Genomic DNA, 20,647 nt, shown 5'->3' with positions numbered 1-20,647 from the left:
AAGGCGCGCATGATTTCCCTCCTTTTGTCATCAGGTTGCCTATACTCGCAGCAGGATAAATGGAGAAATCGATCATGAGCGCACCTCTGCTGATTGCCCGCACGCTAGATAAACAGCTGCATTTACTGCCCGCTATGGCCAACCGCCACGGCTTAATTACCGGCGCCACGGGGACCGGTAAAACCGTCACCCTGCAAAAGCTGGCGGAGTCGTTCTCGGAGATCGGCGTTCCGGTATTTATGGCCGATGTGAAAGGCGACCTCACCGGTATCGCCGAGTCGGGCCAAAGTTCGGAAAAGCTGCAGGCGCGTCTGGAAAAAATCGGCGCAACGGACTGGCAGCCGCACGCCAATCCGGTGGTGCTATGGGATATTTTCGGCGAAAAAGGCCACCCGGTGCGCGCCACGGTTTCCGATCTCGGGCCGCTGCTGCTGGCGCGCCTGCTCAACCTCAATGAGGTTCAGTCCGGGGTGCTGAATATCATCTTCCGTATCGCCGACGATCGCGGGCTGCTGCTGCTCGACTTTAAAGACCTGCGCGCCATTACCCAATACATTGGCGACAACGCCAAAGCGTTTCAGAACCAGTACGGCAATATCAGCAGCGCCTCCGTTGGGGCGATTCAGCGCGGGTTACTTACCCTTGAGCAGCAGGGCGCGGAGCACTTTTTCGGCGAACCTATGCTCGATATTCAGGACTGGATGCGCGTCGACGCTGAGGGTAAAGGGGTGATTAATATCCTGAGCGCCGAGAAGCTCTACCAGATGCCGAAGCTGTACGCCGCCAGCCTGCTGTGGATGCTCTCAGAGCTTTACGAACGGCTGCCGGAGGCCGGCGACCAGGAGAAGCCAAAGCTGGTCTTTTTCTTTGATGAAGCGCATCTGCTGTTTAACGATGCGCCGCAGGTGCTGCTGGATAAAATCGAGCAGGTTATCCGCCTGATTCGCTCTAAGGCCGTCGGTGTTTATTTCGTTTCGCAAAACCCGGCGGACATTCCCGATGCGGTACTCGGTCAACTGGGCAATCGCGTGCAGCACGCTCTGCGCGCCTTCACGCCGAAAGATCAAAAAGCGGTAAAAACCGCCGCGCAAACCATGCGCGCGAATCCGGCGTTCAGTACCGAACAGGCGATCCAGGAGCTGGGCACGGGGGAGGCGCTGATCTCCTTTCTTGATGAGAAAGGCAGCCCTTCAATAGTGGAACGCGCAATGGTTATCGCCCCCTGCTCGCGTATGGGGCCGGTCACCGATGACGAACGTAACGGACTGCTTAACCACTCGTCGCTGTACGGGAAATATGAAGAAGAGATCGACCGTGAATCGGCCTTTGAAATGCTGCAACAGGGCGTTCAGAGCATAACGGAGCAACAGCAGTCGCCGCCGGTAAAAGGCCAGCAAAACGGCGAGGACGACGGCCTGCTCGGCGGATTAAAAGACATTCTGTTCGGTACCACCGGGCCGCGCGGTGGCAAACGCGACGGTATCGTACAAACGGCAGCCAAGAGCGCGGTGCGTCAGGTGACCAACCAGATAGTCAGGGGAATGCTGGGAAGCTTGCTTGGCGGGCGGAAACGCTAAAAAAACGCCCCCTTTCTGACTTCAGGAAGGGGGCGCGTTACGTCAGGATTTGCGCATCATCAGCCAGAGGCTCAGCAAGAAGAAGCTGGCGCTCGGCAGCAGCGCGCCGATAATCGGCGGAATGCCGTATACCAGGGTTAGCGGGCCGAAAATCTGGTCCAGCACGTAGAAGATGAAGCCGAAGCTGATCCCGGTCACTACCCTGACGCCCATTGGCACGCTACGCAGCGGGCCAAAGATAAACGACAGCGCCATCAGCATCATCACCGCCACCGACAGCGGCTGGAAGATTTTGCTCCACATATTGAGCTGATAGCGGCCCGGATCCTGACCGCTGGACTTCAGATAGGTGACATAGTTGTGCAGGCCGCTGATGGACAGTGCGTCCGGGTCCAGCGCCACCACGCCGAGCTTATCCGGGGTCAGGTTGGTCTTCCAGGTCCCGCTGACCGTCTGCGTTCCGGTGACCTGTTTCGGATCGGTCAGGTTGGATTCATCCACCTGCGACAGCCGCCAGAGCTTATTCTCGGTATCGAATTTGGCCGACGCGGCATAGCGAACGGACTGCAGGCGGCGCTGGTCGTTAAAGGCGTAGATGCTCACTCCGCCCAGCTCATCGCTGCCTTTTACCCGCTCGATATACACAAAGTTATGGCCGTCTTTCGCCCACAGCCCCTGCTGCGTGGAAAGCAGCGACCCACCGTACATCTGCTGAGCACGATAGTTACGCGCCATCTGCTCGCCCTGCGGGGCAACCCACTCGCCTATCGCCATGGTCAGCAGCACCAGCGGAATCGCGGTTTTCATCACCGACAGCGCCACCTGCAGGCGGGTAAAGCCGGAAGCCTGCATCACCACCAGTTCGCTGCGCTGCGCCAGCATCCCCAGCCCCAGCAGCGCGCCGAGCAGCGCCGCCATCGGGAAGAAGATTTGGATATCTTTCGGCACACTGAGAATCGTGTAGATTCCGGCCCCCAGCGCATCATAGTTGCCCTGCCCGGCCTTTTTCAGCTGGTCGACAAACTTGATGATGCCGGAGAGGGAAACCAGCATGAACAGGGTCATCATGATGGTGTTGAAAATCGTCTTACCGATATAACGGTCAAGTACCCCAAACGCCTGCATCACGCCGCTCCTTTGTTAAAACGGGCACGGAAGCGGCGCATCGGCACCGTATCCCACAGGTTCAACAGCACGGCCAACGCGAAATAGAGCAGGTTTACCGCCCACATCCAGATCATCGGGTCCATTTTGCCTTTACCGCCGCTCGATTTAATCGACGTTTGCAGCAGGAAGAACACCAGATAGAGCAGCATCGCCGGCAGCATCGACAGCACGCGGCCCTGGCGCGGGTTCACCACGCTAAGCGGCACCACCATCAGCGCCATGATGAACACCGTCGCGACCAGCGTGAAGCGCCAGTGCAGCTCCGCCCGGGCGCGATCGGTATCGGTACGCCACAGGGTGCGCATATCCATCTGCTCGGTATCGTTCGGATCGGATGCCACGGCCTGATGGCCGACTATCGCCTGATAGTTTTTGAAGTCAGTAATGCGGAAGTCGCGCAGCATCGCGGTGCCTTCAAAGCGGGTGCCCTGATTCATGGTCACCACCTGCGAGCCGTCTTTACGCAGCGAGAGCTCGCCGGTATCCGCGACAACCACCGACGGGCGCGCGTTGCCTCGCGGCCGCAGCTGAGCGAGGAAAACGTCGCTGAAGCGGTTGCCGTTGACGTTCTCAATAAACAGCACCGCGCTGCCGTCGCTGGCCTGCTGGAACTGGCCCTGAGCCAGCGCCGCCATGCCGGGGTTCGCTTTCGCTTCCGCCAGCACTTCATCCTGGTGACGAGAAGACCAGGGGCCGGCCCACATCACATTGACCGCCGCGACGATGCCCGTAAAGAGCGCCAGAATCATGGCGGCTTTCACCAGCACGGCCTTGCTCAGGCCGCAGGCGTGCATCACCGTGATTTCGCTTTCGGTATACAGTTTGCCCAGCGTCATCAGCAGCCCGAGGAATAAGCTCAGGGGCAGAATGAGCTGCGCCATTTCAGGTACGCCCAGCCCTAACAGCGAGAGCACCAGATTGGTCGGGATATCGCCATCAACAGCGGCGCCGAGGATCCTGACCAGTTTCTGACAGAAGAAAATGAGTAGCAGGATGAATAGGATCGCCAACTGGCTTTTCAGCGTCTCACGAACCAGATATCTTATGATTATCACTATAAATACGCCCGTAAAAACCCGTTTTATTGCAGGAAAATTGCTTGTTTCATGGCTTAAACGTCATTTATTCTCTTTGGTCGTCGAAAACATCGCTAAGATTAAATGACTCGCTGGTTCTGCGTATCAGGATCTTTTCTGACGAACCAAGGCCGTAATAACGTTAAGATTAACACGAAGTCACCACAACAGCGGACATGAGTTACGAAAGCTTTCAATTCTATCCGTAGCCACCGTCGTTGTCTTTAAGATTCAGGAGCGTAGTGCATGGAGTTCAGTGTAAAAAGCGGTAGCCCGGAGAAGCAGCGGAGCGCCTGTATCGTGGTCGGCGTCTTTGAACCACGGCGCCTCTCCCCCATCGCCGAACAGCTTGATAAAATTAGCGACGGTTATATCAGCGCCCTGCTGCGTCGCGGCGAGCTTGAAGGCAAACCTGGCCAGACTTTATTGCTGCACCATGTGCCGAACATTCTGTCGGAGCGCATTCTGCTTATTGGCTGCGGTAAAGAGCGCGAGCTGGATGAGCGTCAATACAAGCAGGTCATTCAGAAAACTATCAATACGCTGAATGATACTGGCTCGATGGAAGCCGTCTGCTTCCTGACTGAGCTGCACGTCAAAGGCCGCAATAACTACTGGAAAGTGCGTCAGGCGGTCGAGACCGCCAAAGAGACGCTGTACAGCTTTGACCAGTTGAAAACCAACAAAAGCGAGCCGCGCCGCCCGCTGCGTAAAATGGTTTTCAACGTCCCGACCCGTCGCGAGCTGACCAGCGGCGAACGCGCCATTCAGCACGGTCTGGCGATTGCCGCCGGTATTAAAGCGGCAAAAGATCTCGGCAATATGCCGCCAAACATCTGTAACGCTGCCTATCTGGCTTCTCAGGCGCGCCAGCTGGCCGATACCTACAGTAAGAACGTCATTACCCGCGTTATCGGCGAACAGCAGATGAAAGAGCTGGGAATGAACTCTTATCTGGCGGTCGGCAACGGTTCGCAGAACGAATCACTGATGTCGGTTATCGAATACAAAGGCAGCCCGGCGGAGGATGCGCGTCCTATCGTGCTGGTCGGTAAAGGCCTGACCTTTGACTCCGGCGGCATCTCCATCAAGCCAGCCGAAGGCATGGACGAGATGAAATACGATATGTGCGGCGCGGCGGCGGTGTACGGCGTAATGCGCATGGTGGCAGAACTTCAGCTGCCGCTGAACGTTGTCGGCGTGCTTGCCGGATGTGAAAACATGCCGGGCGGTCGCGCCTACCGACCAGGCGACGTGTTGACCACGATGTCCGGGCAAACGGTTGAAGTGCTGAACACCGATGCCGAAGGGCGTCTGGTGCTGTGCGATGTGCTGACCTACGTCGAGCGCTTCGAGCCGGAGACGGTAATCGACGTGGCGACGCTGACCGGCGCCTGCGTGATAGCGCTGGGCCATCACATCACCGGCCTGATGTCGAACCACAATCCGCTGGCCCACGAGCTGATCGGCGCCTCCGAACTGGCGGGCGATCGCGCATGGCGTCTGCCGCTTGGCGACGAGTTCCAGGAACAGCTGGAGTCTAACTTCGCCGATATGGCGAACATCGGCGGCCGTCCAGGCGGAGCGATTACCGCGGGCTGCTTCCTGGCGCGCTTTACCCGCAAGTACAACTGGGCGCACCTGGATATCGCCGGTACCGCGTGGCGTTCCGGGAAAGCCAAAGGCGCGACCGGTCGTCCGGTGGCGATGCTGTCGCAGTTCCTGCTCAACCGCGCTGGATTTACCGGCGAAGAGTGATGCAACGTGCCGGGTGTACCCGGCCTACTAACGACAGTACACCGTAGGCCGGGTCCACCCGGCTTAAGCATTTAAAGTCATCACAAGAAGCCCCATATATGAAAAACGCAACGTTCTACCTTCTGGACAACGACACACAACAAGACGGTCTGAGCGCCGTTGAACAACTGGTGTGTGACATTGCCGCAGAACGTTGGCGCAGCGGCAAGCGAGTGCTCATCGCCTGCGAAGATGAGCAGCAGGCCATTCGTCTGGACGAGGCGCTGTGGGCGCGGCCAGCGGAAAGTTTTGTTCCGCATAATCTGGCGGGAGAAGGTCCGCGCGGCGGCGCGCCGGTGGAGATCGCCTGGCCGCAAAAGCGCAACAGTAGCCCGCGGGATATACTGATTAGCCTGCGGCTAAACTTTGCAGATTTTGCCACCGCTTTCACAGAAGTGATAGACTTCGTCCCTTATGAAGATTCTTTGAAACAACTGGCGCGCGAACGTTATAAAGCGTACCGCATGGCTGGTTTCAACCTGAACACGGCAACCTGGAAATAATGGAAAAGACATACAACCCCCAAGATATCGAACAGCCGCTTTACGAGCACTGGGAAAAGCAGGGCTATTTCAAGCCTAACGGCGATGAAAGCAAAGAGTCCTTCTGCATCATGATCCCGCCGCCGAACGTCACCGGCAGTTTGCATATGGGTCATGCCTTCCAGCAAACCATCATGGATACCATGATTCGCTACCAGCGCATGCAGGGTAAAAACACCCTGTGGCAGGCCGGTACCGACCACGCGGGTATCGCTACCCAGATGGTGGTTGAGCGTAAGATTGCCGCCGAAGAAGGTAAAACCCGCCACGACTACGGTCGCGACGCCTTTATCGATAAAATCTGGCAGTGGAAAGCGGAGTCCGGCGGCACCATTACCCGCCAGATGCGCCGCCTGGGCAACTCCGTGGACTGGGAGCGCGAGCGCTTTACCATGGACGAAGGCCTGTCCAACGCCGTCAAAGAAGTCTTTGTCCGCCTGTATAAAGAAGATCTGATCTACCGCGGCAAGCGCCTGGTCAACTGGGACCCGAAACTGCGCACCGCTATCTCCGATCTGGAAGTGGAAAACCGCGAGTCTAAAGGCTCGATGTGGCATATCCGCTATCCGCTGGCCGACGGCGCGAAAACCGCTGACGGTAAAGATTATCTGGTCGTTGCCACCACCCGCCCGGAAACCGTGCTGGGCGATACCGGCGTGGCCGTTAACCCGGAAGACCCGCGCTATAAAGATCTTATTGGCAAATTCGTGATCCTGCCGCTGGTTGACCGCCGCATTCCGATCGTTGGCGATGAACACGCCGATATGGAAAAAGGCACCGGCTGCGTGAAGATCACCCCGGCGCACGACTTTAACGACTATGAAGTCGGTAAGCGTCACGCCCTGCCGATGATCAACATTCTGACCTTTGACGGCGATATCCGCGAAACCGCGGAAGTTTACGATACCAAAGGCAACGAGTCTGACGTCTACTCAAACGCCATCCCGACGGAGTTCCAGAAGCTGGAGCGCTTTGCCGCGCGTAAAGCGGTGGTTGCCGCTATCGATGCCCTGGGCCTGCTGGACGAGATCAAACCGCACGACCTGACCGTCCCGTACGGCGACCGCGGCGGCGTGGTGATCGAACCGATGCTGACCGACCAGTGGTACGTGCGCGCCGACGTGCTGGCAAAACCGGCGGTAGAGGCGGTTGAGAACGGCGATATCCAGTTCGTGCCGAAGCAGTACGAAAACATGTATTTCTCCTGGATGCGCGATATTCAGGACTGGTGCATCTCCCGCCAGCTGTGGTGGGGTCACCGCATCCCGGCATGGTACGACAACGACGGCAACGTCTACGTTGGCCGCACCGAGGACGAAGTACGTCAGGAAAATAACCTCGGCGCCGACGTGGCGCTGCGCCAGGACGAAGACGTTCTCGATACCTGGTTCTCCTCCGCGCTGTGGACCTTCTCCACCCTCGGCTGGCCGGAAAATACCGATGCCCTGCGCCAGTTCCACCCAACCAGCGTGATGGTTTCCGGCTTCGATATCATCTTCTTCTGGATTGCCCGCATGATCATGATGACCATGCACTTCATCAAAGATGAAAACGGCAAGCCGCAGGTGCCGTTTAAAACCGTCTACATGACCGGCCTGATCCGCGATGACGAAGGCCAGAAGATGTCCAAATCGAAGGGCAACGTTATCGACCCGCTGGATATGGTCGACGGCATTTCCCTGCCGGAGCTGCTGGAAAAACGCACCGGTAACATGATGCAGCCGCAGCTGGCGGAAAAAATCGCCAAACGCACCGAGAAACAGTTCCCGAACGGCATTGAGCCGCACGGCACCGACGCCCTGCGCTTTACCCTGGCGGCGTTGGCCTCTACCGGCCGCGATATCAACTGGGATATGAAGCGTCTGGAAGGTTACCGTAACTTCTGTAACAAGCTGTGGAACGCCAGCCGCTTTGTGCTGATGAACACCGAAGATCAGGATTGCGGCTTTAACGGCGGCGAGATGACCCTGTCGCTGGCGGACCGCTGGATCCTCGCGGAATTCAACCAGACCGTCAAAGCCTACCGCGAGGCGCTGGACGGCTTCCGTTTCGATATCGCCGCGGGCATTCTGTATGAGTTCACCTGGAACCAGTTCTGCGACTGGTATCTGGAGCTGACCAAGCCGGTGATGACCGGCGGTTCCGAGTCTGAGCTGCGCGGCACCCGCCACACGCTGGTAACCGTTCTGGAAGGTCTGCTGCGCCTGGCGCACCCGATTATCCCATTCATCACCGAGACCATCTGGCAGCGCGTGAAGGTCATTTGCGGTATCACTGCCGATACCATCATGCTGCAGCCGTTCCCGCAGTACGATGCGTCTCAGGTTGACGAAGCGGCGCTGGCCGATACCGAATGGCTGAAGCAGGCGATCGTCGCCGTGCGTAACATCCGTGCGGAAATGAACATCGCCCCAGGTAAGCCGCTGGAGCTGCTGCTGCGCGGTTGCAGCGAAGCCGCGGTTCGTCGCGTGAACGACAACCGTAGCTTCCTGCTGAACCTGGCGCGTCTGGAAAGCATCACCGTGCTGCCCGCCGATGATAAAGGCCCGGTTTCGGTGGCCAAAATTATCGACGGCGCCGAGCTGCTGATCCCGATGGCTGGTCTTATCAACAAAGAAGATGAGCTGGCGCGCCTCGCGAAAGAAGTGACAAAAATCGAAGGCGAGATTGGCCGCATCGAAAGCAAACTCTCCAACGAAGGCTTTGTGGCGCGCGCGCCGGAAGCGGTGATCGCCAAAGAGCGTGAGAAGCTGGAAGGTTACGCAGAAGCGAAAGCGAAGCTGATTGAGCAGCAGGCGGTTATCGCCGCGCTGTAATTCACTCGCCCCTTATCCCATCCGGGTAAGGGGCGTTTTCTGTGAAAGATCCTCGCTTGCACTCTCCCCTTCCGCAATGTTATTAACAACATTATCCGTCATCATTTTGCAATGAGTCTTCACATGAATACGAGCGCAACCCTACCGCTAACCCTGCGCCGCATCACGGCTAATGATAATCCGGCGATAGCTAACGTTATCCGCCAGGTTTCCGCCGAATATGGTCTGACCGCCGATAAAGGCTATACGGTCGCCGATCCGAATCTGGATCAACTCTATGAGCTTTATAGCCAACCGGGTTCCGCCTATTGGGTCGTTGAGCTGAATGGTGAAGTGGTTGGCGGCGGCGGCGTGGCGCCGCTCTCCTGCAGCGAGCCCGATATCTGCGAACTGCAGAAAATGTATTTTATGACCTCCGCGCGCGGCCGGGGGCTGGCGAAAAAGCTGGCGCTGATGGCCCTGGATTACGCCCGTGAACAAGGTTTCAAACGCTGCTATCTGGAAACCACCGCCTTCCTTAAAGAAGCGGTCGGTTTATATGAGCATCTCGGCTTTGAGCATATCGACGGGCCGCTGGGCTGCACCGGCCACGTTGACTGCGAAGTCACGATGCTGAAAGTATTGTAGCTCCTGAGTGTTCCTTGTACCGGCCACAGCATCAGACAAAGACCACAACGCTAATCGGTGATGGGCGCAGGCCGCTGCGGTGAAGCTGCGGCCTGGCGCTCAGACCGGCACGCCGCTGTGAAAACGAAACTCCGCTTCAGGCGCGTTAATTAACGCCGCTTCCGCCTCGCCAAGCTGGCGCACGCGTTCGCTGATATCGTCCGCGGCAATCCTCTGCGCTGAGTCCAGATAGTCCTGATAGTGGCGCGCTTCGGAGCGCAGCAGCGACAGATAAAACTTCTGCAAATCGTCATCCAGCCATGGCGCCAGCGCGGCAAAACGCTCGCAGGAACGGGCTTCAATGTAGGCGCCGCAAATCAGTTTATCGATCAGCATCACCGGTTCGTGAGAACGCACTTCCCGACGCAGCCCGCGGGCGTAATTGCTGGCGGTGATTTTGACGTAGGGAATATCGCGGGAAAGCATGATTTCGCGCACCTGCCAGAAGTGATGCAGCTCCTCTTTGATCAGCAAAATCATGCTGTCGAGCAGCTGACGTCCCCAGGGATCGTCGGTCTGCGGCATGGCGCTTTTGTTTATCTGCTTATGCAGCGCGACGAAATCCGGCTCCGGGCCCCAGCGGTAAGTGAAGTCCTCATAGGGCTTCAGGCAGGCCAGCAGCTCATCGGCGCCGTCTTTATCCGCGACGTATCGACGTACCAGCAGCATGGCGTTTTGCGCCGCTTTCAGCTCGCACACCATATGGTCGGTCAACAGCAGCGGAAGATTTTCCGGTTTACGGGCTTCATCAATCCACGCCTGAGGAGTTGGGCAATGCAGAAAACCTAAAATCGGGGCGAGTATTTGCGGGTAATCCATTAAAATTCCTTGCTATACGGCGGCATAACGCACCGCCGTATACCTCTGCTACCTAGTGGCGAACGCCGTCGTCGTCTTCATCAACGAGATCTTCGTCGTCATCGCCTTCTTCGTCTTCCCCGTTAGGATCTTCGTAGTAGGTGCCCCAGCCGTCGTATTCCACGTCGTATTTTTCCGCCAGCGTCATCAGCTGCTCAACCTGGGCATCGATCAGCTCGGCATTCAGCGCGGATTCGCTGAGGATATCGCAGCAAATAACGGTATCGCCCTCTTCCACTTCCAGCTCTTCTGGCTCAGTCACTTCATAGCCCAGCTTGAAGGCTTCTACCGCCACTTTCTCCAGCGTTTCGAAATCATCGGCGGAGAGATGGTGCTCAATGGTATACAGCGCGTCCGGATCGCTGCCGTCTTCGAGCAGCTCTTCAATAATCAGACGCGTTTCTTCACGCTGTTCTTCCAGTAATTCCGGGTTGGCCATGGCTCGTTCCTCATAATGTGTCGCAGATGCTTCTATTGTCACATACCGCCGTGATTGCCTCCACCTTCTGAGCGAAAGATTTATGACACGGGGTTGCAAATGAATATTCATACATATAAAGTGAATTTTAATTCAACAAATGGTCTAAGCCATGTGAGGGAACCATGTCCGCGTTTTATCAGAAGCATTTTTTAAAGTTGCTTGATTTTACTCCTGCAGAAATTACCGCCCTGCTTGAACTGGCGGCCAGGCTCAAAGCTGATAAGAAAAACAATATCGAAATTCAGCATCTCACCGGCAAAAACATCGCGCTCATCTTCGAAAAAGACTCTACCCGCACCCGATGCTCTTTCGAAGTTGCCGCATTTGACCAGGGCGCTCGCGTCACGTATCTCGGACCAAGCGGCAGCCAGATTGGCCACAAAGAGTCGATTAAAGACACCGCCCGCGTGCTGGGACGCATGTACGACGGTATTCAATATCGCGGTCATGGCCAGGAAGTGGTGGAAACTCTTGCCGAATATGCCGGCGTTCCGGTCTGGAACGGCCTGACCAATGAATTCCACCCTACTCAGCTGCTGGCGGACCTGCTGACCATGCAAGAGCACCTGCCGGGCAAAGCCTTTAACCAGATGACCCTGGTCTACGCCGGCGACGCGCGGAATAATATGGGCAACTCCATGCTCGAAGCCGCCGCGCTGACCGGTCTGGATCTGCGTCTGGTCGCGCCAACGGCCTGCTGGCCGGAAGAGAAGCTGGTCGAGCAGTGCCGGACGCTGGCGCAGAAAAACGGCGGCAATATTACGCTGACCGAAGATATCGCCGCGGGCGTGAAGGGCGCTGACTTTATCTATACCGACGTCTGGGTATCGATGGGCGAAGCCAAAGAGAAGTGGGCTGAGCGTATCGCGCTGCTGCGCGCGTATCAGGTGAATAGCGAGATGATGGCGCTGACCGGCAATCCGCAGGTGAAATTCCTCCACTGCCTGCCCGCATTCCACGACGACCAGACCACGCTCGGCAAACAGATGGCGGCGGAGTACGGCCTGCACGGCGGGATGGAAGTGACCGACGAGGTATTTGAATCCGCGGCCAGCATCGTTTTCGATCAGGCGGAAAACCGCATGCATACCATCAAAGCGGTGATGGTGGCGACGCTGGGTAAGTAAGCGTTCTCACGATATTTCCCCGGATTGCGCTGCGCTTATCCGGGCTATCCGCCGCCAAACCGCACGGATCTGTAGCCCGGGCAAGGTGCCAGCCGCAGCCCGTGGGCGTTCCCGGAGGCGGCGCTTGACGCGCCTGTCCGGGCTACCGGACCGCAACAACCATAGCCTCGGCGAGCAGCCCGGGATATTTTTTACGCCATCAGCATCTTCACAACCGCTTTGCGCACCTTCGCCGGCGTGCCGACGGCGCACAGCGGCTTATGCACTTCGCCGGGATAGAACACCACAAAGTCGCCTTCGCTGAGGATGACGGTTTTTTCCTGCGCCCCCTCCGCCAGGAAGGCGATGTCTTTATCCGCCAGCCAGTTGGTATCCGGCGCACCGGCGGGAAGAACGCTAAAGGTCATGCCCTCCTGGCCTTTGAGTACAATCTGGATGTCGAGGTAACGGGCGTGATACTCGGCGCGGCGGTCAGCCATCGGCTCGGTGGTATCTTCGGATATGAGATAGAACAGATTGTTGCCGTCAATATCATGTTTACCCAGCGGCGTCGCGTCGGTGACGTGGGCCTTAACGTGTTCGATAGCTTCGCGCAGAGACGCCGGCAGCCAGCTCTGCAGATGGTGAATGTTCCCAACGATCATAATAACCTCTGATTATAAAACAGCTTTTCATTTTCCGTTTTATACCCCCCTTCGCACTGCCATACCACCTCTTTTTCAGGGTTTTTTGCATTACCGCACTCTTCTCCAGGCAAACGTTTACCTTTTGTGGATTAATCGCTTGATCCGAAAATTGAGCTGCGTATAATGCCACCCGTTTTGCCGGGAGGAATTATGGTTCAGTGTGTACGACATCGCGTCTTACCGCGTCTGAAAACAGGCGCTGGCCTGCCGTTTTTTCTTTCCGTTGCATCCGTATTCGTAAAGCCCCTTATTTAAGGGGCTTTTTTTTTGCCCAGGCGTCAGGAGATAAACATGGCTAATCCGCTGTATCAAAAACATATCATTTCTATAAACGATCTCAGCCGCGAAGACCTTGAACTGGTACTGGCAACCGCAGCAAAGCTCAAAGCCCATCCACAGCCTGAGCTGCTGAAGCATAAAGTGATTGCCAGCTGCTTTTTTGAAGCGTCGACCCGCACCCGCCTGTCGTTTGAAACCTCGATGCACCGCCTGGGCGCCAGCGTGGTCGGTTTCTCAGACAGCAGCAACACCTCGCTGGGCAAAAAAGGCGAAACCCTGGCCGATACCATCTCGGTCATCAGCACCTATGTCGATGCCATCGTTATGCGCCACCCGCAGGAAGGCGCGGCGCGCCTGGCGACCGAGTTCTCCGGCGGTATTCCGGTACTCAACGCCGGCGACGGCGCGAATCAGCATCCGACGCAGACCCTGCTGGATCTGTTCACCATTCAGGAGACCCAGGGCCGTCTGGAAAATCTTAACGTCGCGATGGTCGGCGATCTGAAATACGGCCGCACCGTTCACTCCCTGACCCAGGCGCTGGCGAAATTTAACGGCAACCGCTTCTACTTTATCGCGCCGGACGCGCTGGCCATGCCGCAGTACATCCTCGACATGCTCGACGACAAAGGCATTGCCTGGAGCCTGCATAGCGCCATTGAAGAGGTGATGGAAGAGGTGGACATTCTGTATATGACCCGGGTGCAGAAAGAGCGCCTCGACCCGTCGGAATATGCCAACGTGAAGGCGCAGTTTGTCCTGCGCGCCGCCGATCTGGAAGGCGCCCGCGCCAACATGAAGGTGCTGCACCCGCTACCGCGTATTGATGAAATCACCACCGATGTCGATAAAACGCCGCATGCCTGGTACTTCCAGCAGGCGGGCAACGGCATCTTCGCGCGCCAGGCGTTACTGGCGCTGGTACTGAATAGCGATCTGGCACTGTAAGGGGAAAAAGAGATGACACACGACAACAAATTACAGGTAGAAGCCATCAAACGTGGCACCGTTATCGACCATATCCCGGCGCAGGTCGGCTTTAAGCTGCTAACCCTGTTCAAACTGACCGAAACGGATCAGCGCATCACCATCGGCCTGAACCTGCCGTCAGGCGAAATGGGCCGCAAAGATTTAATCAAAATCGAAAACACCTTCCTGACCGACGAGCAGGTCAACCAGCTCTCCCTGTATGCGCCGCAGGCGACGGTGAACCGCATTGATGATTATGAAGTGGTCGGTAAATCCCGTCCGCATCTGCCGGATCGCATCAACAACGTGCTGGTTTGCCCCAACAGCAACTGCATCAGCCACGCCGAGCCGGTCTCTTCCAGCTTTGCGGTAAAAAAACGTGAAAACGATATCGCGCTGAAGTGCAAATATTGTGAAAAAGAGTTCTCACATAATGTGGTTCTGGCGAACTAATTGAGGTTGGTATTGCGTACCCGGCTCCCTATAATGGCCGGGTCTCTTACCTCTCATCTTTCGCAGTTAGCGACGCGAAAGATTTATATAATGCTGTGATTCAGGAGAACTCATGTCTAAAACTATCGCGACGGAAAATGCACCCGCAGCTATCGGCCCGTACGTTCAGGGTGTTGATCTGGGTAACATGATTATCACTTCCGGCCAGATCCCGGTAGACCCGAAAACCGGCAGCGTGCCGGAAGATGTCGCCGCTCAGGCGCGTCAGTCGCTGGACAACGTGAAGGCCATCGTTGAAGCCGCGGGTCTGAAAGTGGGCGATATCGTTAAAACTACCGTTTTCGTGAAAGATCTGAACGACTTCGCCACCGTGAACGCCGCCTATGAAGCCTTCTTCACTGAACATGACGCCACCTTCCCGGCGCGCTCCTGCGTGGAAGTGGCGCGTCTGCCGAAAGACGTGAAGATTGAGATTGAAGCGATCGCCATTCGTCGCTAATCGGATGCGGTATGAACAAAGGCAGCCAACGGCTGCCTTTGTTGTTTCTGCGCGTAAAGCTCCCCGCTCACTGCCAGCCGTAGCGACGGCTGTAGAAACCTTTCACCATCTGCGTCAGCGTCATATAGCCCGCCAGGATGGCAATTAGCCACGGGAAGTAGCTTAGCGGCAACGCCTGAAGCTGCAAATAGCCTGCCAGCGGCGAGAACGGCAGCGCAATCCCTACCACCATCACCAGCAGCGTCATCACGATCAGCGGCCAGGCCGCGCGGCTCTGAATAAACGGGATCCTGCGCGTGCGGATCATATGCACAATCAACGTCTGCGACAGCAGGCCAACCACGAACCAGCCAGACTGGAACAACGTTTGATGTTCCGGCGTATTGGCATGGAACACCCACCACATCAGACAGAACGTCAGAATATCGAATATCGAACTGATCGGCCCAAAAAAGACCATAAAGCGCCCGAGATCCGCCGGGTTCCAGCGCTGCGGTTTACGGATCTGCTCATCGTCAACGTTATCAAACGGGATCGCGACCTGGGATACATCGTACAGCAGGTTCTGGATCAGCAGATGCAGCGGCAGCATCGGCAGGAACGGCAGGAAGGCGCTGGCCACCAGCACGCTGAAGACGTTACCGAAGTTGGAGCTGGCGGTCATTTTGATGTACTTGAGCATATTGGCGAAGGTCCGGCGGCCTTCAATAACCCCCTCCTCCAGCACCATCAGGCTCTTCTCCAGCAGGATGATATCCGCCGCCTCGCGGGCAATATCCACCGCGCCGTCGACGGAAATACCGATATCCGCCGCGCGCAGCGCCGGGGCGTCGTTAATGCCGTCGCCCATAAAGCCCACCACGTGTCCTTCGCGTTTCAGCAGGGTCACGATACGCTCTTTGTGCAGCGGCGCCAGGCGCGCAAACAGGGTCGTACGTTTTGCCAGCTCGGCTAGCTCATCATCGTTCAGCGCTTCAACCTGGCTGCCGATAACCACATCCCCCGCGTCCAGCCCCACTTCGTGGCAGACTTTGGCCGCCACCAGCTCGCTGTCGCCGGTGAGGATTTTGACCGTAATGCCGATGGCCTTCAGCGCCTTCAGCGCCGGGGCGGTGGTCTCTTTCGGCGGATCGAGGAAGGCGATATAGCCTTCGAGGATCAGGTCTGACTCATCCGCGCGCTGGTAGTCGCCTTCGCGGGCGGGCAGGTACTTCGTCGCCACCGCTACCACGCGCAATCCCTGACGGTTGAGGGTATCGGTCACGCGACGGATGCGCCGCAGCATGGTGTCGTCCAGCGGTACGATGTCGCCGTTATAGCGCACCTGGGTCGAGACGTTGAGGATCTCCTGCAAAGCGCCTTTGCAGATCAGCTGATGGACGTTGTCCTGCTCCTGCACCACCACCGACATACGGCGACGCTCAAAATCGAACGGGATCTCATCCACTTTTTGCCAGCGTTCCGCCAGCCCGCGCGCCGGCTCCAGTTCCACTCCCTCCAGCACTGCGGTATCGAGCAGATTCTTCAGTCCGGTCTGATAATGGCTATTGAGCCAGGCGGTATGCAGCACGCGTTCGCTCACTTTGCCGGAGACATCGGTGTGGTTCTCCAGCACGATTTTATCCTGCGTCAGGGTACCGGTTTTATCGGTGCACAGAATGTCCATCGCGCCAAAGTTCTGTATCGCGTCGAGATGCTTGACGATCACTTTCTGTTTCGACAGCTTCACCGCCCCGCGCGCCAGGGTCGAGGTGACGATCATCGGCAGCATTTCCGGGGTCAGGCCCACCGCGACGGAGAGCGCGAACAGCGCCGCCTCCCACCAGTCGCCTTTGGTGTAGCCGTTAATCAGCAGCACTATCGGCGTCATCACCAGCATAAAGCGGATCAGCAGCATGCTGACCCGGCTGATGCCTTTCTGAAAGGCGTTCGGCTCGCTTTCCTGCTCGCTGACGCGACCGGCCAGCTGGCCAAACCAGGTGCCGCCGCCGGTGGCGAAAACGATGGCCTGCGCCGATCCGCTCACCACGTTGGTGCCCATAAAGCACAGGGTGTCGCACTCCAGCGGGTTCGTCTGTAGCGGGTCGCGGGTGCGGGTCACTTTTTCGACGGGCAGCGATTCCCCGGTCAGCGAGGCCTGGGCGACAAACAGGTCGCGCGCCTGAATGATGCGCAGATCTGCCGGGATCATGTCTCCCGCCGATAGCTTGACGATATCTCCCGGCACCAGCTGGTCGATAGGGAGTTCGCACCAGCGGCTCTCGCCCTGCTCGTTCACCACCCGCAGGACCGTCGCGGTGTTGCTGACCATCGCCTTCAGGGCGTCCGCCGCTTTGGTCGAGCGGGCTTCCTGGATAAAGTTCAGCAGCGTGGAGATCCCCACCATCAGGGCGATAACCGCCGCGGCAAACAGATCCTCCGTCGAGTAGGAGACGATACCCAGGACGGTCAGCAGCAGGTTGAAGGGGTTGCGATAGCAGCTCCACAGATGCACCCACCACGGCGACGGCTTCTGCGCCGGGATCTGGTTTTCGCCGTACTGCGCGATTTTCTGCGCCACTTCGCCTTCGTTTAGCCCTTCCGGATGGCTGGAGAAAGCGCGCCAGATTTCATTCTCATCCATTGCCGCCACGTTCAGGCACTGCTTACCGAGAGAATCCGGGATCGGCGCGCTCGCCAGATTGCGGGCATCGGGTAGCGGATCGCGTTGCACTAAACGACGCGGTAAATGACGGCCAAGCTGGGCAAACAGCTGGCGGGTAAAATTTTTCAACATAAACAGTCCCTCCGCGCTCGCGCGAGCGAACGCAGCGCTACCGACAGGCGCGAGTCAACCTTACCTGTCAGGCATATTATTTTTATGGCAGGGACATCAAGGACGTCGCTGCTTTACGCTTCCGGTAAAGCAGCGCTAAGCGGGATTACCGGAAAAAAAGATGGCTCCATCGAGGGTCGGGAGTGGGTTCGGGGTCCATAAAATCTCCGGTAAATGAATACAAACGGCGCGAATTATATCGTCACCGATAATCTATTTGTGGCTATTATGGCGATGATACCCCCGGGTAGCTAAACCAGACGTAAACCAGACTTTGCTCATTGTGGTTTCCTTGAGTAGCATTAGGCTGACTTTAATCGGACCACAACGAGAACCCTGCATGCAAAACCGGCTGACCATCAAAGATATCGCGCGCTTAAGCGGCGTCGGGAAATCGACGGTATCCCGCGTGCTTAATAACGAAAGCGGCGTTAGCGAACGCACTCGCGAGCGAGTGGAAGCGGTGATGCAGCAGCACGGATTTTCGCCCTCGCGTTCCGCCAGGGCGATGCGCGGCCAGAGCGATAAAGTGGTGGCGATCATCGTCACCCGTCTGGATTCGCTGTCGGAAAACCTCGCCGTTCAGACCATGCTCCCCGCCTTTTACGCCCAGGGCTACGATCCGATTATGATGGAAAGTCAGTTCTCCCCGGCGCTGGTCGAGGAGCATCTCGGCATGCTCGCCCGGCGCAATATCGACGGCGTGGTGCTGTTTGGTTTTACCGGCATCCAGCAAGAGATGCTCACCCCTTGGCGGGAGACGCTGGTGCTGCTGGCCCGCGACGCGCCGGGCATCGCCTCCGTCTGCTATGACGATGAAGGGTCGATCAGGATGCTGATGCAGCGTCTTTACGATCGCGGGCATCGCCATATCAGCTTCCTCGGCGTGCCGCATAGCGATGTGACCACCGGGCAGCGCCGCCACCAGGCCTATCTCGATTTCTGTCTGAAAAAACGCCTCACTCCCCTCGCCGCGCTGCCGGGTCTGGGCATGAAACAGGGCTACGAAAGCGTCGCAGAGGTGCTATCGGCAGAGACCAGCGCGCTGGTCTGCGCTACCGATACCCTCGCGCTGGGGGCCAGCAAGTATCTCCAGCAGCAGGGAATCGATCGTCTCCAGCTTGCCAGCGTCGGCAGCACGCCGCTGATGAAGTTTCTCCACCCGGAGATCCTGACGGTCGATCCCGGCTATGCCGAATCCGGACGCCAGGCGGCACAGCAGCTGATCGAGCAGATCGCCGGCAACCGTGAGCCCCGTCAAATCGTCATTCCCGCCGTACTGAATTAAGTCCGCCTGAGCGATTTATGTGATCTTCGCTGCGTTTCGGGAACGTTCCCATTTTGCAATTCAAACGAAGCGGTTAGGATTCAGCTCAAGTTAAATATGCTATCTCTCCCCCTCGGTCATGAGGCCTCATCATGAGTAAAGTGAATCAGCAGGACATCGATAAACTTATCGAACTGGTGGGCGGGCGCGACAATATCGCCACCGTCAGCCACTGTATTACCCGTCTGCGCTTTGTGCTGAATAATCCGGCCATCGCCAAACCGAAAGACATTGAACAGCTACGCATGGTGAAGGGCTGCTTTACCAACGCCGGACAGTTCCAGGTGGTGATCGGCACCGAGGTTGGCGACTACTATAAAGCGCTGCTGGCGACCACCGGCCAGGCCAGCGCCGACAAAGAGCAGGCCAAAAAAGCCGCACGGCAAAATATGAAATGGCATGAACAGCTCATTTCACACTTCGCGGAGATCTTCTTTCCGCTACTGCCTGCGCTGATCAGCGGCGGCCTGATCTTAGGCTTCCGCAACGTGATCGGCGATCTACCGATGAGCAACGGCCAGACGCTGGCGCAGATGCACCCGTCGCTGAAAACTATTTATGACTTCCTGTGGCTGATTGGCGAGGCGATCTTCTTCTACCTGCCGGTGGGCATCTGCTGGTCCGCGGTCAAGAAAATGGGCGGCACGCCGATCCTCGGCATCGTGCTGGGCGTCACGCTGGTCTCTCCGCAGCTGATGAACGCCTACCTGCTGGGCCAGCAGGTGCCGGAAGTCTGGAACTTTGGTCTGTTCACGATTGAGAAAGTCGGCTACCAGGCGCAGGTTATCCCGGCCCTGCTGGCGGGACTGGCGCTCGGCTTTATCGAAACGCGGCTGAAACGCATCGTGCCTGACTATCTCTATCTGGTGATCGTACCGGTCTGTTCGCTGATTCTGGCGGTCTTCCTCGCGCACGCTTTTATCGGCCCGTTTGGCCGCATGATTGGCGACGGCGTGGCCTGGGCCGTGCGTCACCTGTTAACCGGCAGCTTCGCGCCGATTGGCGCCGCGCTGTTCGGCTTCCTGTACGCGCCGCTGGTGATTACCGGGGTTCATCAGACCACGCTCGCCATCGATATGCAGATGATTCAAAGCATGGGCGGGACGCCGGTATGGCCGCTGATTGCGCTGTCCAATATCGCCCAGGCGTCGGCGGTCGTGGGAATCATCATCGCCAGCCGCAAGCAGAATGAACGCGAAATCTCCGTTCCGGCCGCCATTTCCGCCTACCTCGGCGTCACGGAGCCGGCCATGTACGGTATCAACCTGAAGTACCGCTTCCCGATGCTGTGCGCGATGGTCGGCTCCGGTCTTGCCGGGCTACTGTGCGGTCTGAATGGCGTAATGGCCAACGGTATCGGCGTCGGCGGCCTGCCGGGCATCCTCTCTATCCAGCCAACCTACTGGCAGGTTTACGCGCTGGCGATGGCCATCGCCGTGGTGGTGCCGATTGTCCTGACGACGGTCGTCTACCAGCGCAAATTCCGCCAGGGCACCTTACAGATTGTCTGAC

General features: G+C 57.6%; 20 protein-coding genes. 13 read left to right on the top strand and 7 right to left on the bottom strand.

Translation table 11 applies throughout. The features are described 5' to 3' along the window. The first annotated feature begins 74 nt into the window (after positions 1–74). Positions 75–1,577 carry a helicase HerA-like C-terminal domain-containing protein gene (locus KOSB73_RS04080; RefSeq protein ID WP_049087209.1) on the top strand — a complete coding sequence of 501 codons (1,503 nt, stop codon included), beginning with the start codon at positions 75–77 and terminating at the stop codon, positions 1,575–1,577. A 42-nt stretch (positions 1,578–1,619) separates the two neighbouring features. Here the strand turns inward: KOSB73_RS04080 and lptG are convergent, their stop codons facing one another. Next, a complete protein-coding gene (gene lptG / locus KOSB73_RS04075) occupies positions 1,620–2,702 on the bottom strand; it encodes an LPS export ABC transporter permease LptG (RefSeq protein ID WP_004136150.1) in 1,083 nt (360 codons plus the stop codon). Beyond that, the gene (gene lptF, locus KOSB73_RS04070) at positions 2,702–3,799 is read right to left on the bottom strand and encodes an LPS export ABC transporter permease LptF (RefSeq protein WP_004128284.1); all 1,098 of its coding nucleotides are present in this window, start codon (positions 3,797–3,799) and stop codon (positions 2,702–2,704) included. The genes lptG and lptF overlap by 1 nt, the downstream gene beginning before the upstream one ends. 267 nt (positions 3,800–4,066) lie before the next feature. Here lptF and pepA point away from each other — a divergent pair, with 267 nt between their 5' ends. The 4 genes from pepA (at position 4,067) to KOSB73_RS04045 (ending at position 9,602) form a co-directional block, all read left to right on the top strand. After that, positions 4,067–5,578 carry a leucyl aminopeptidase gene (pepA, locus tag KOSB73_RS04060; RefSeq protein ID WP_004136151.1) on the top strand — a complete coding sequence of 504 codons (1,512 nt, stop codon included), beginning with the start codon at positions 4,067–4,069 and terminating at the stop codon, positions 5,576–5,578. Between the two features lie 98 nt (positions 5,579–5,676). Continuing rightward, positions 5,677–6,120 (top strand): DNA polymerase III subunit chi, encoded by a 444-nt coding sequence (gene holC / locus KOSB73_RS04055; RefSeq protein WP_004098129.1) that lies wholly within the window; start codon positions 5,677–5,679, stop codon positions 6,118–6,120. Next, positions 6,120–8,975 (top strand): valine--tRNA ligase, encoded by a 2,856-nt coding sequence (locus KOSB73_RS04050; protein WP_098140255.1) that lies wholly within the window; start codon positions 6,120–6,122, stop codon positions 8,973–8,975. The genes holC and KOSB73_RS04050 overlap by 1 nt, the downstream gene beginning before the upstream one ends. A 123-nt stretch (positions 8,976–9,098) precedes the next feature. Further along, on the top strand, positions 9,099–9,602 hold the full coding sequence (locus KOSB73_RS04045) for a GNAT family N-acetyltransferase (RefSeq protein WP_024360506.1): 504 nt from the start codon (positions 9,099–9,101) through the stop codon (positions 9,600–9,602). Positions 9,603–9,701: 99 nt separating this feature from the next. Here KOSB73_RS04045 and miaE read toward each other — a convergent pair whose 3' ends face one another. Next, complete coding sequence (miaE, locus tag KOSB73_RS04040; RefSeq protein WP_098140254.1) at positions 9,702–10,460, bottom strand: tRNA isopentenyl-2-thiomethyl-A-37 hydroxylase MiaE; 759 nt, start codon at positions 10,458–10,460, stop codon at positions 9,702–9,704. A 52-nt stretch (positions 10,461–10,512) separates the two neighbouring features. Beyond that, positions 10,513–10,938 carry a ribonuclease E inhibitor RraB gene (gene rraB, locus KOSB73_RS04035; protein ID WP_004098122.1) on the bottom strand — a complete coding sequence of 142 codons (426 nt, stop codon included), beginning with the start codon at positions 10,936–10,938 and terminating at the stop codon, positions 10,513–10,515. Positions 10,939–11,037: 99 nt separating this feature from the next. On the opposite strand from rraB, the gene argL reads away from it, so the two are divergent. Next, positions 11,038–11,133, top strand: coding sequence for a putative translational regulatory protein ArgL (gene argL / locus KOSB73_RS31460; protein ID WP_370798676.1), 96 nt, complete (start codon positions 11,038–11,040; stop codon positions 11,131–11,133). Continuing rightward, complete coding sequence (gene argF / locus KOSB73_RS04030; RefSeq protein ID WP_064411411.1) at positions 11,103–12,107, top strand: ornithine carbamoyltransferase; 1,005 nt, start codon at positions 11,103–11,105, stop codon at positions 12,105–12,107. The genes argL and argF overlap by 31 nt, the downstream gene beginning before the upstream one ends. Positions 12,108–12,298: 191 nt before the next feature. On the opposite strand, the gene KOSB73_RS04025 is transcribed toward argF, so the two are convergent. Beyond that, positions 12,299–12,751, bottom strand: a complete 453-nt coding sequence (locus tag KOSB73_RS04025) for a YhcH/YjgK/YiaL family protein (protein ID WP_004137188.1) — start codon at positions 12,749–12,751, stop codon at positions 12,299–12,301. A gap of 192 nt (positions 12,752–12,943) precedes the next feature. Here KOSB73_RS04025 and KOSB73_RS04020 point away from each other — a divergent pair, with 192 nt between their 5' ends. From KOSB73_RS04020 to ridA, 4 genes are all read left to right on the top strand, one after another. Then, positions 12,944–13,048, top strand: coding sequence for a pyrBI operon leader peptide (locus KOSB73_RS04020; RefSeq protein ID WP_009652331.1), 105 nt, complete (start codon positions 12,944–12,946; stop codon positions 13,046–13,048). Positions 13,049–13,084: 36 nt separating this feature from the next. Then, positions 13,085–14,020 (top strand): aspartate carbamoyltransferase, encoded by a 936-nt coding sequence (gene pyrB / locus KOSB73_RS04015; protein WP_049087203.1) that lies wholly within the window; start codon positions 13,085–13,087, stop codon positions 14,018–14,020. Between the two features lie 12 nt (positions 14,021–14,032). After that, positions 14,033–14,494 (top strand): aspartate carbamoyltransferase regulatory subunit, encoded by a 462-nt coding sequence (gene pyrI, locus KOSB73_RS04010; protein ID WP_004137189.1) that lies wholly within the window; start codon positions 14,033–14,035, stop codon positions 14,492–14,494. Positions 14,495–14,606: 112 nt separating this feature from the next. Next, complete coding sequence (gene ridA, locus KOSB73_RS04005) at positions 14,607–14,993, top strand: 2-iminobutanoate/2-iminopropanoate deaminase (protein WP_004137191.1); 387 nt, start codon at positions 14,607–14,609, stop codon at positions 14,991–14,993. A 67-nt stretch (positions 14,994–15,060) separates the two neighbouring features. Here the strand turns inward: ridA and mgtA are convergent, their stop codons facing one another. After that, on the bottom strand, positions 15,061–17,769 hold the full coding sequence (gene mgtA, locus KOSB73_RS04000) for a magnesium-translocating P-type ATPase (RefSeq protein WP_024360509.1): 2,709 nt from the start codon (positions 17,767–17,769) through the stop codon (positions 15,061–15,063). A 145-nt stretch (positions 17,770–17,914) separates the two neighbouring features. Continuing rightward, positions 17,915–17,968, bottom strand: coding sequence for a mgtA regulatory leader peptide MgtL (gene mgtL / locus KOSB73_RS31455; RefSeq protein ID WP_219192905.1), 54 nt, complete (start codon positions 17,966–17,968; stop codon positions 17,915–17,917). Between the two features lie 180 nt (positions 17,969–18,148). Between mgtL and treR the strand changes: the two genes are divergently transcribed. Together treR and treB are read left to right on the top strand one after the other, a co-directional pair. Further along, positions 18,149–19,096: a trehalose operon repressor TreR gene (gene treR, locus KOSB73_RS03990; protein WP_024360510.1), complete on the top strand. Its 948-nt coding sequence runs from the start codon at positions 18,149–18,151 to the stop codon at positions 19,094–19,096. Between the two features lie 131 nt (positions 19,097–19,227). After that, positions 19,228–20,646 (top strand): PTS trehalose transporter subunit IIBC, encoded by a 1,419-nt coding sequence (treB, locus tag KOSB73_RS03985; RefSeq protein WP_004128239.1) that lies wholly within the window; start codon positions 19,228–19,230, stop codon positions 20,644–20,646. Position 20,647 lies beyond the last annotated feature (1 nt).

Origin of the sequence: Klebsiella grimontii (assembly GCF_900200035.1) — a bacterium.
Taxonomy (GTDB): domain Bacteria; phylum Pseudomonadota; class Gammaproteobacteria; order Enterobacterales; family Enterobacteriaceae; genus Klebsiella; species Klebsiella grimontii.
This window is presented reverse-complemented; position numbering and strand designations above follow the sequence as displayed.

Bases quoted from the DNA above. Each gene is read 5' to 3' on its own strand.
- mgtA (WP_024360509.1), bottom strand. From the start codon at position 17,769: ATGTTGAAAAATTTTACCCGCCAGCTGTTTGCCCAGCTTGGCCGTCAT.
- treB (WP_004128239.1), top strand. From the start codon at position 19,228: ATGAGTAAAGTGAATCAGCAGGACATCGATAAACTTATCGAACTGGTG.
- argL (WP_370798676.1), top strand. From the start codon at position 11,038: ATGAATATTCATACATATAAAGTGAATTTTAATTCAACAAATGGTCTA.
- treR (WP_024360510.1), top strand. From the start codon at position 18,149: ATGCAAAACCGGCTGACCATCAAAGATATCGCGCGCTTAAGCGGCGTC.
- holC (WP_004098129.1), top strand. From the start codon at position 5,677: ATGAAAAACGCAACGTTCTACCTTCTGGACAACGACACACAACAAGAC.
- KOSB73_RS04050 (WP_098140255.1), top strand. From the start codon at position 6,120: ATGGAAAAGACATACAACCCCCAAGATATCGAACAGCCGCTTTACGAG.
- pyrB (WP_049087203.1), top strand. From the start codon at position 13,085: ATGGCTAATCCGCTGTATCAAAAACATATCATTTCTATAAACGATCTC.
- KOSB73_RS04020 (WP_009652331.1), top strand. From the start codon at position 12,944: ATGGTTCAGTGTGTACGACATCGCGTCTTACCGCGTCTGAAAACAGGC.
- pyrI (WP_004137189.1), top strand. From the start codon at position 14,033: ATGACACACGACAACAAATTACAGGTAGAAGCCATCAAACGTGGCACC.
- argF (WP_064411411.1), top strand. From the start codon at position 11,103: ATGTCCGCGTTTTATCAGAAGCATTTTTTAAAGTTGCTTGATTTTACT.
- ridA (WP_004137191.1), top strand. From the start codon at position 14,607: ATGTCTAAAACTATCGCGACGGAAAATGCACCCGCAGCTATCGGCCCG.
- miaE (WP_098140254.1), bottom strand. From the start codon at position 10,460: ATGGATTACCCGCAAATACTCGCCCCGATTTTAGGTTTTCTGCATTGC.
- rraB (WP_004098122.1), bottom strand. From the start codon at position 10,938: ATGGCCAACCCGGAATTACTGGAAGAACAGCGTGAAGAAACGCGTCTG.
- lptG (WP_004136150.1), bottom strand. From the start codon at position 2,702: ATGCAGGCGTTTGGGGTACTTGACCGTTATATCGGTAAGACGATTTTC.
- pepA (WP_004136151.1), top strand. From the start codon at position 4,067: ATGGAGTTCAGTGTAAAAAGCGGTAGCCCGGAGAAGCAGCGGAGCGCC.
- KOSB73_RS04025 (WP_004137188.1), bottom strand. From the start codon at position 12,751: ATGATCGTTGGGAACATTCACCATCTGCAGAGCTGGCTGCCGGCGTCT.
- KOSB73_RS04080 (WP_049087209.1), top strand. From the start codon at position 75: ATGAGCGCACCTCTGCTGATTGCCCGCACGCTAGATAAACAGCTGCAT.
- KOSB73_RS04045 (WP_024360506.1), top strand. From the start codon at position 9,099: ATGAATACGAGCGCAACCCTACCGCTAACCCTGCGCCGCATCACGGCT.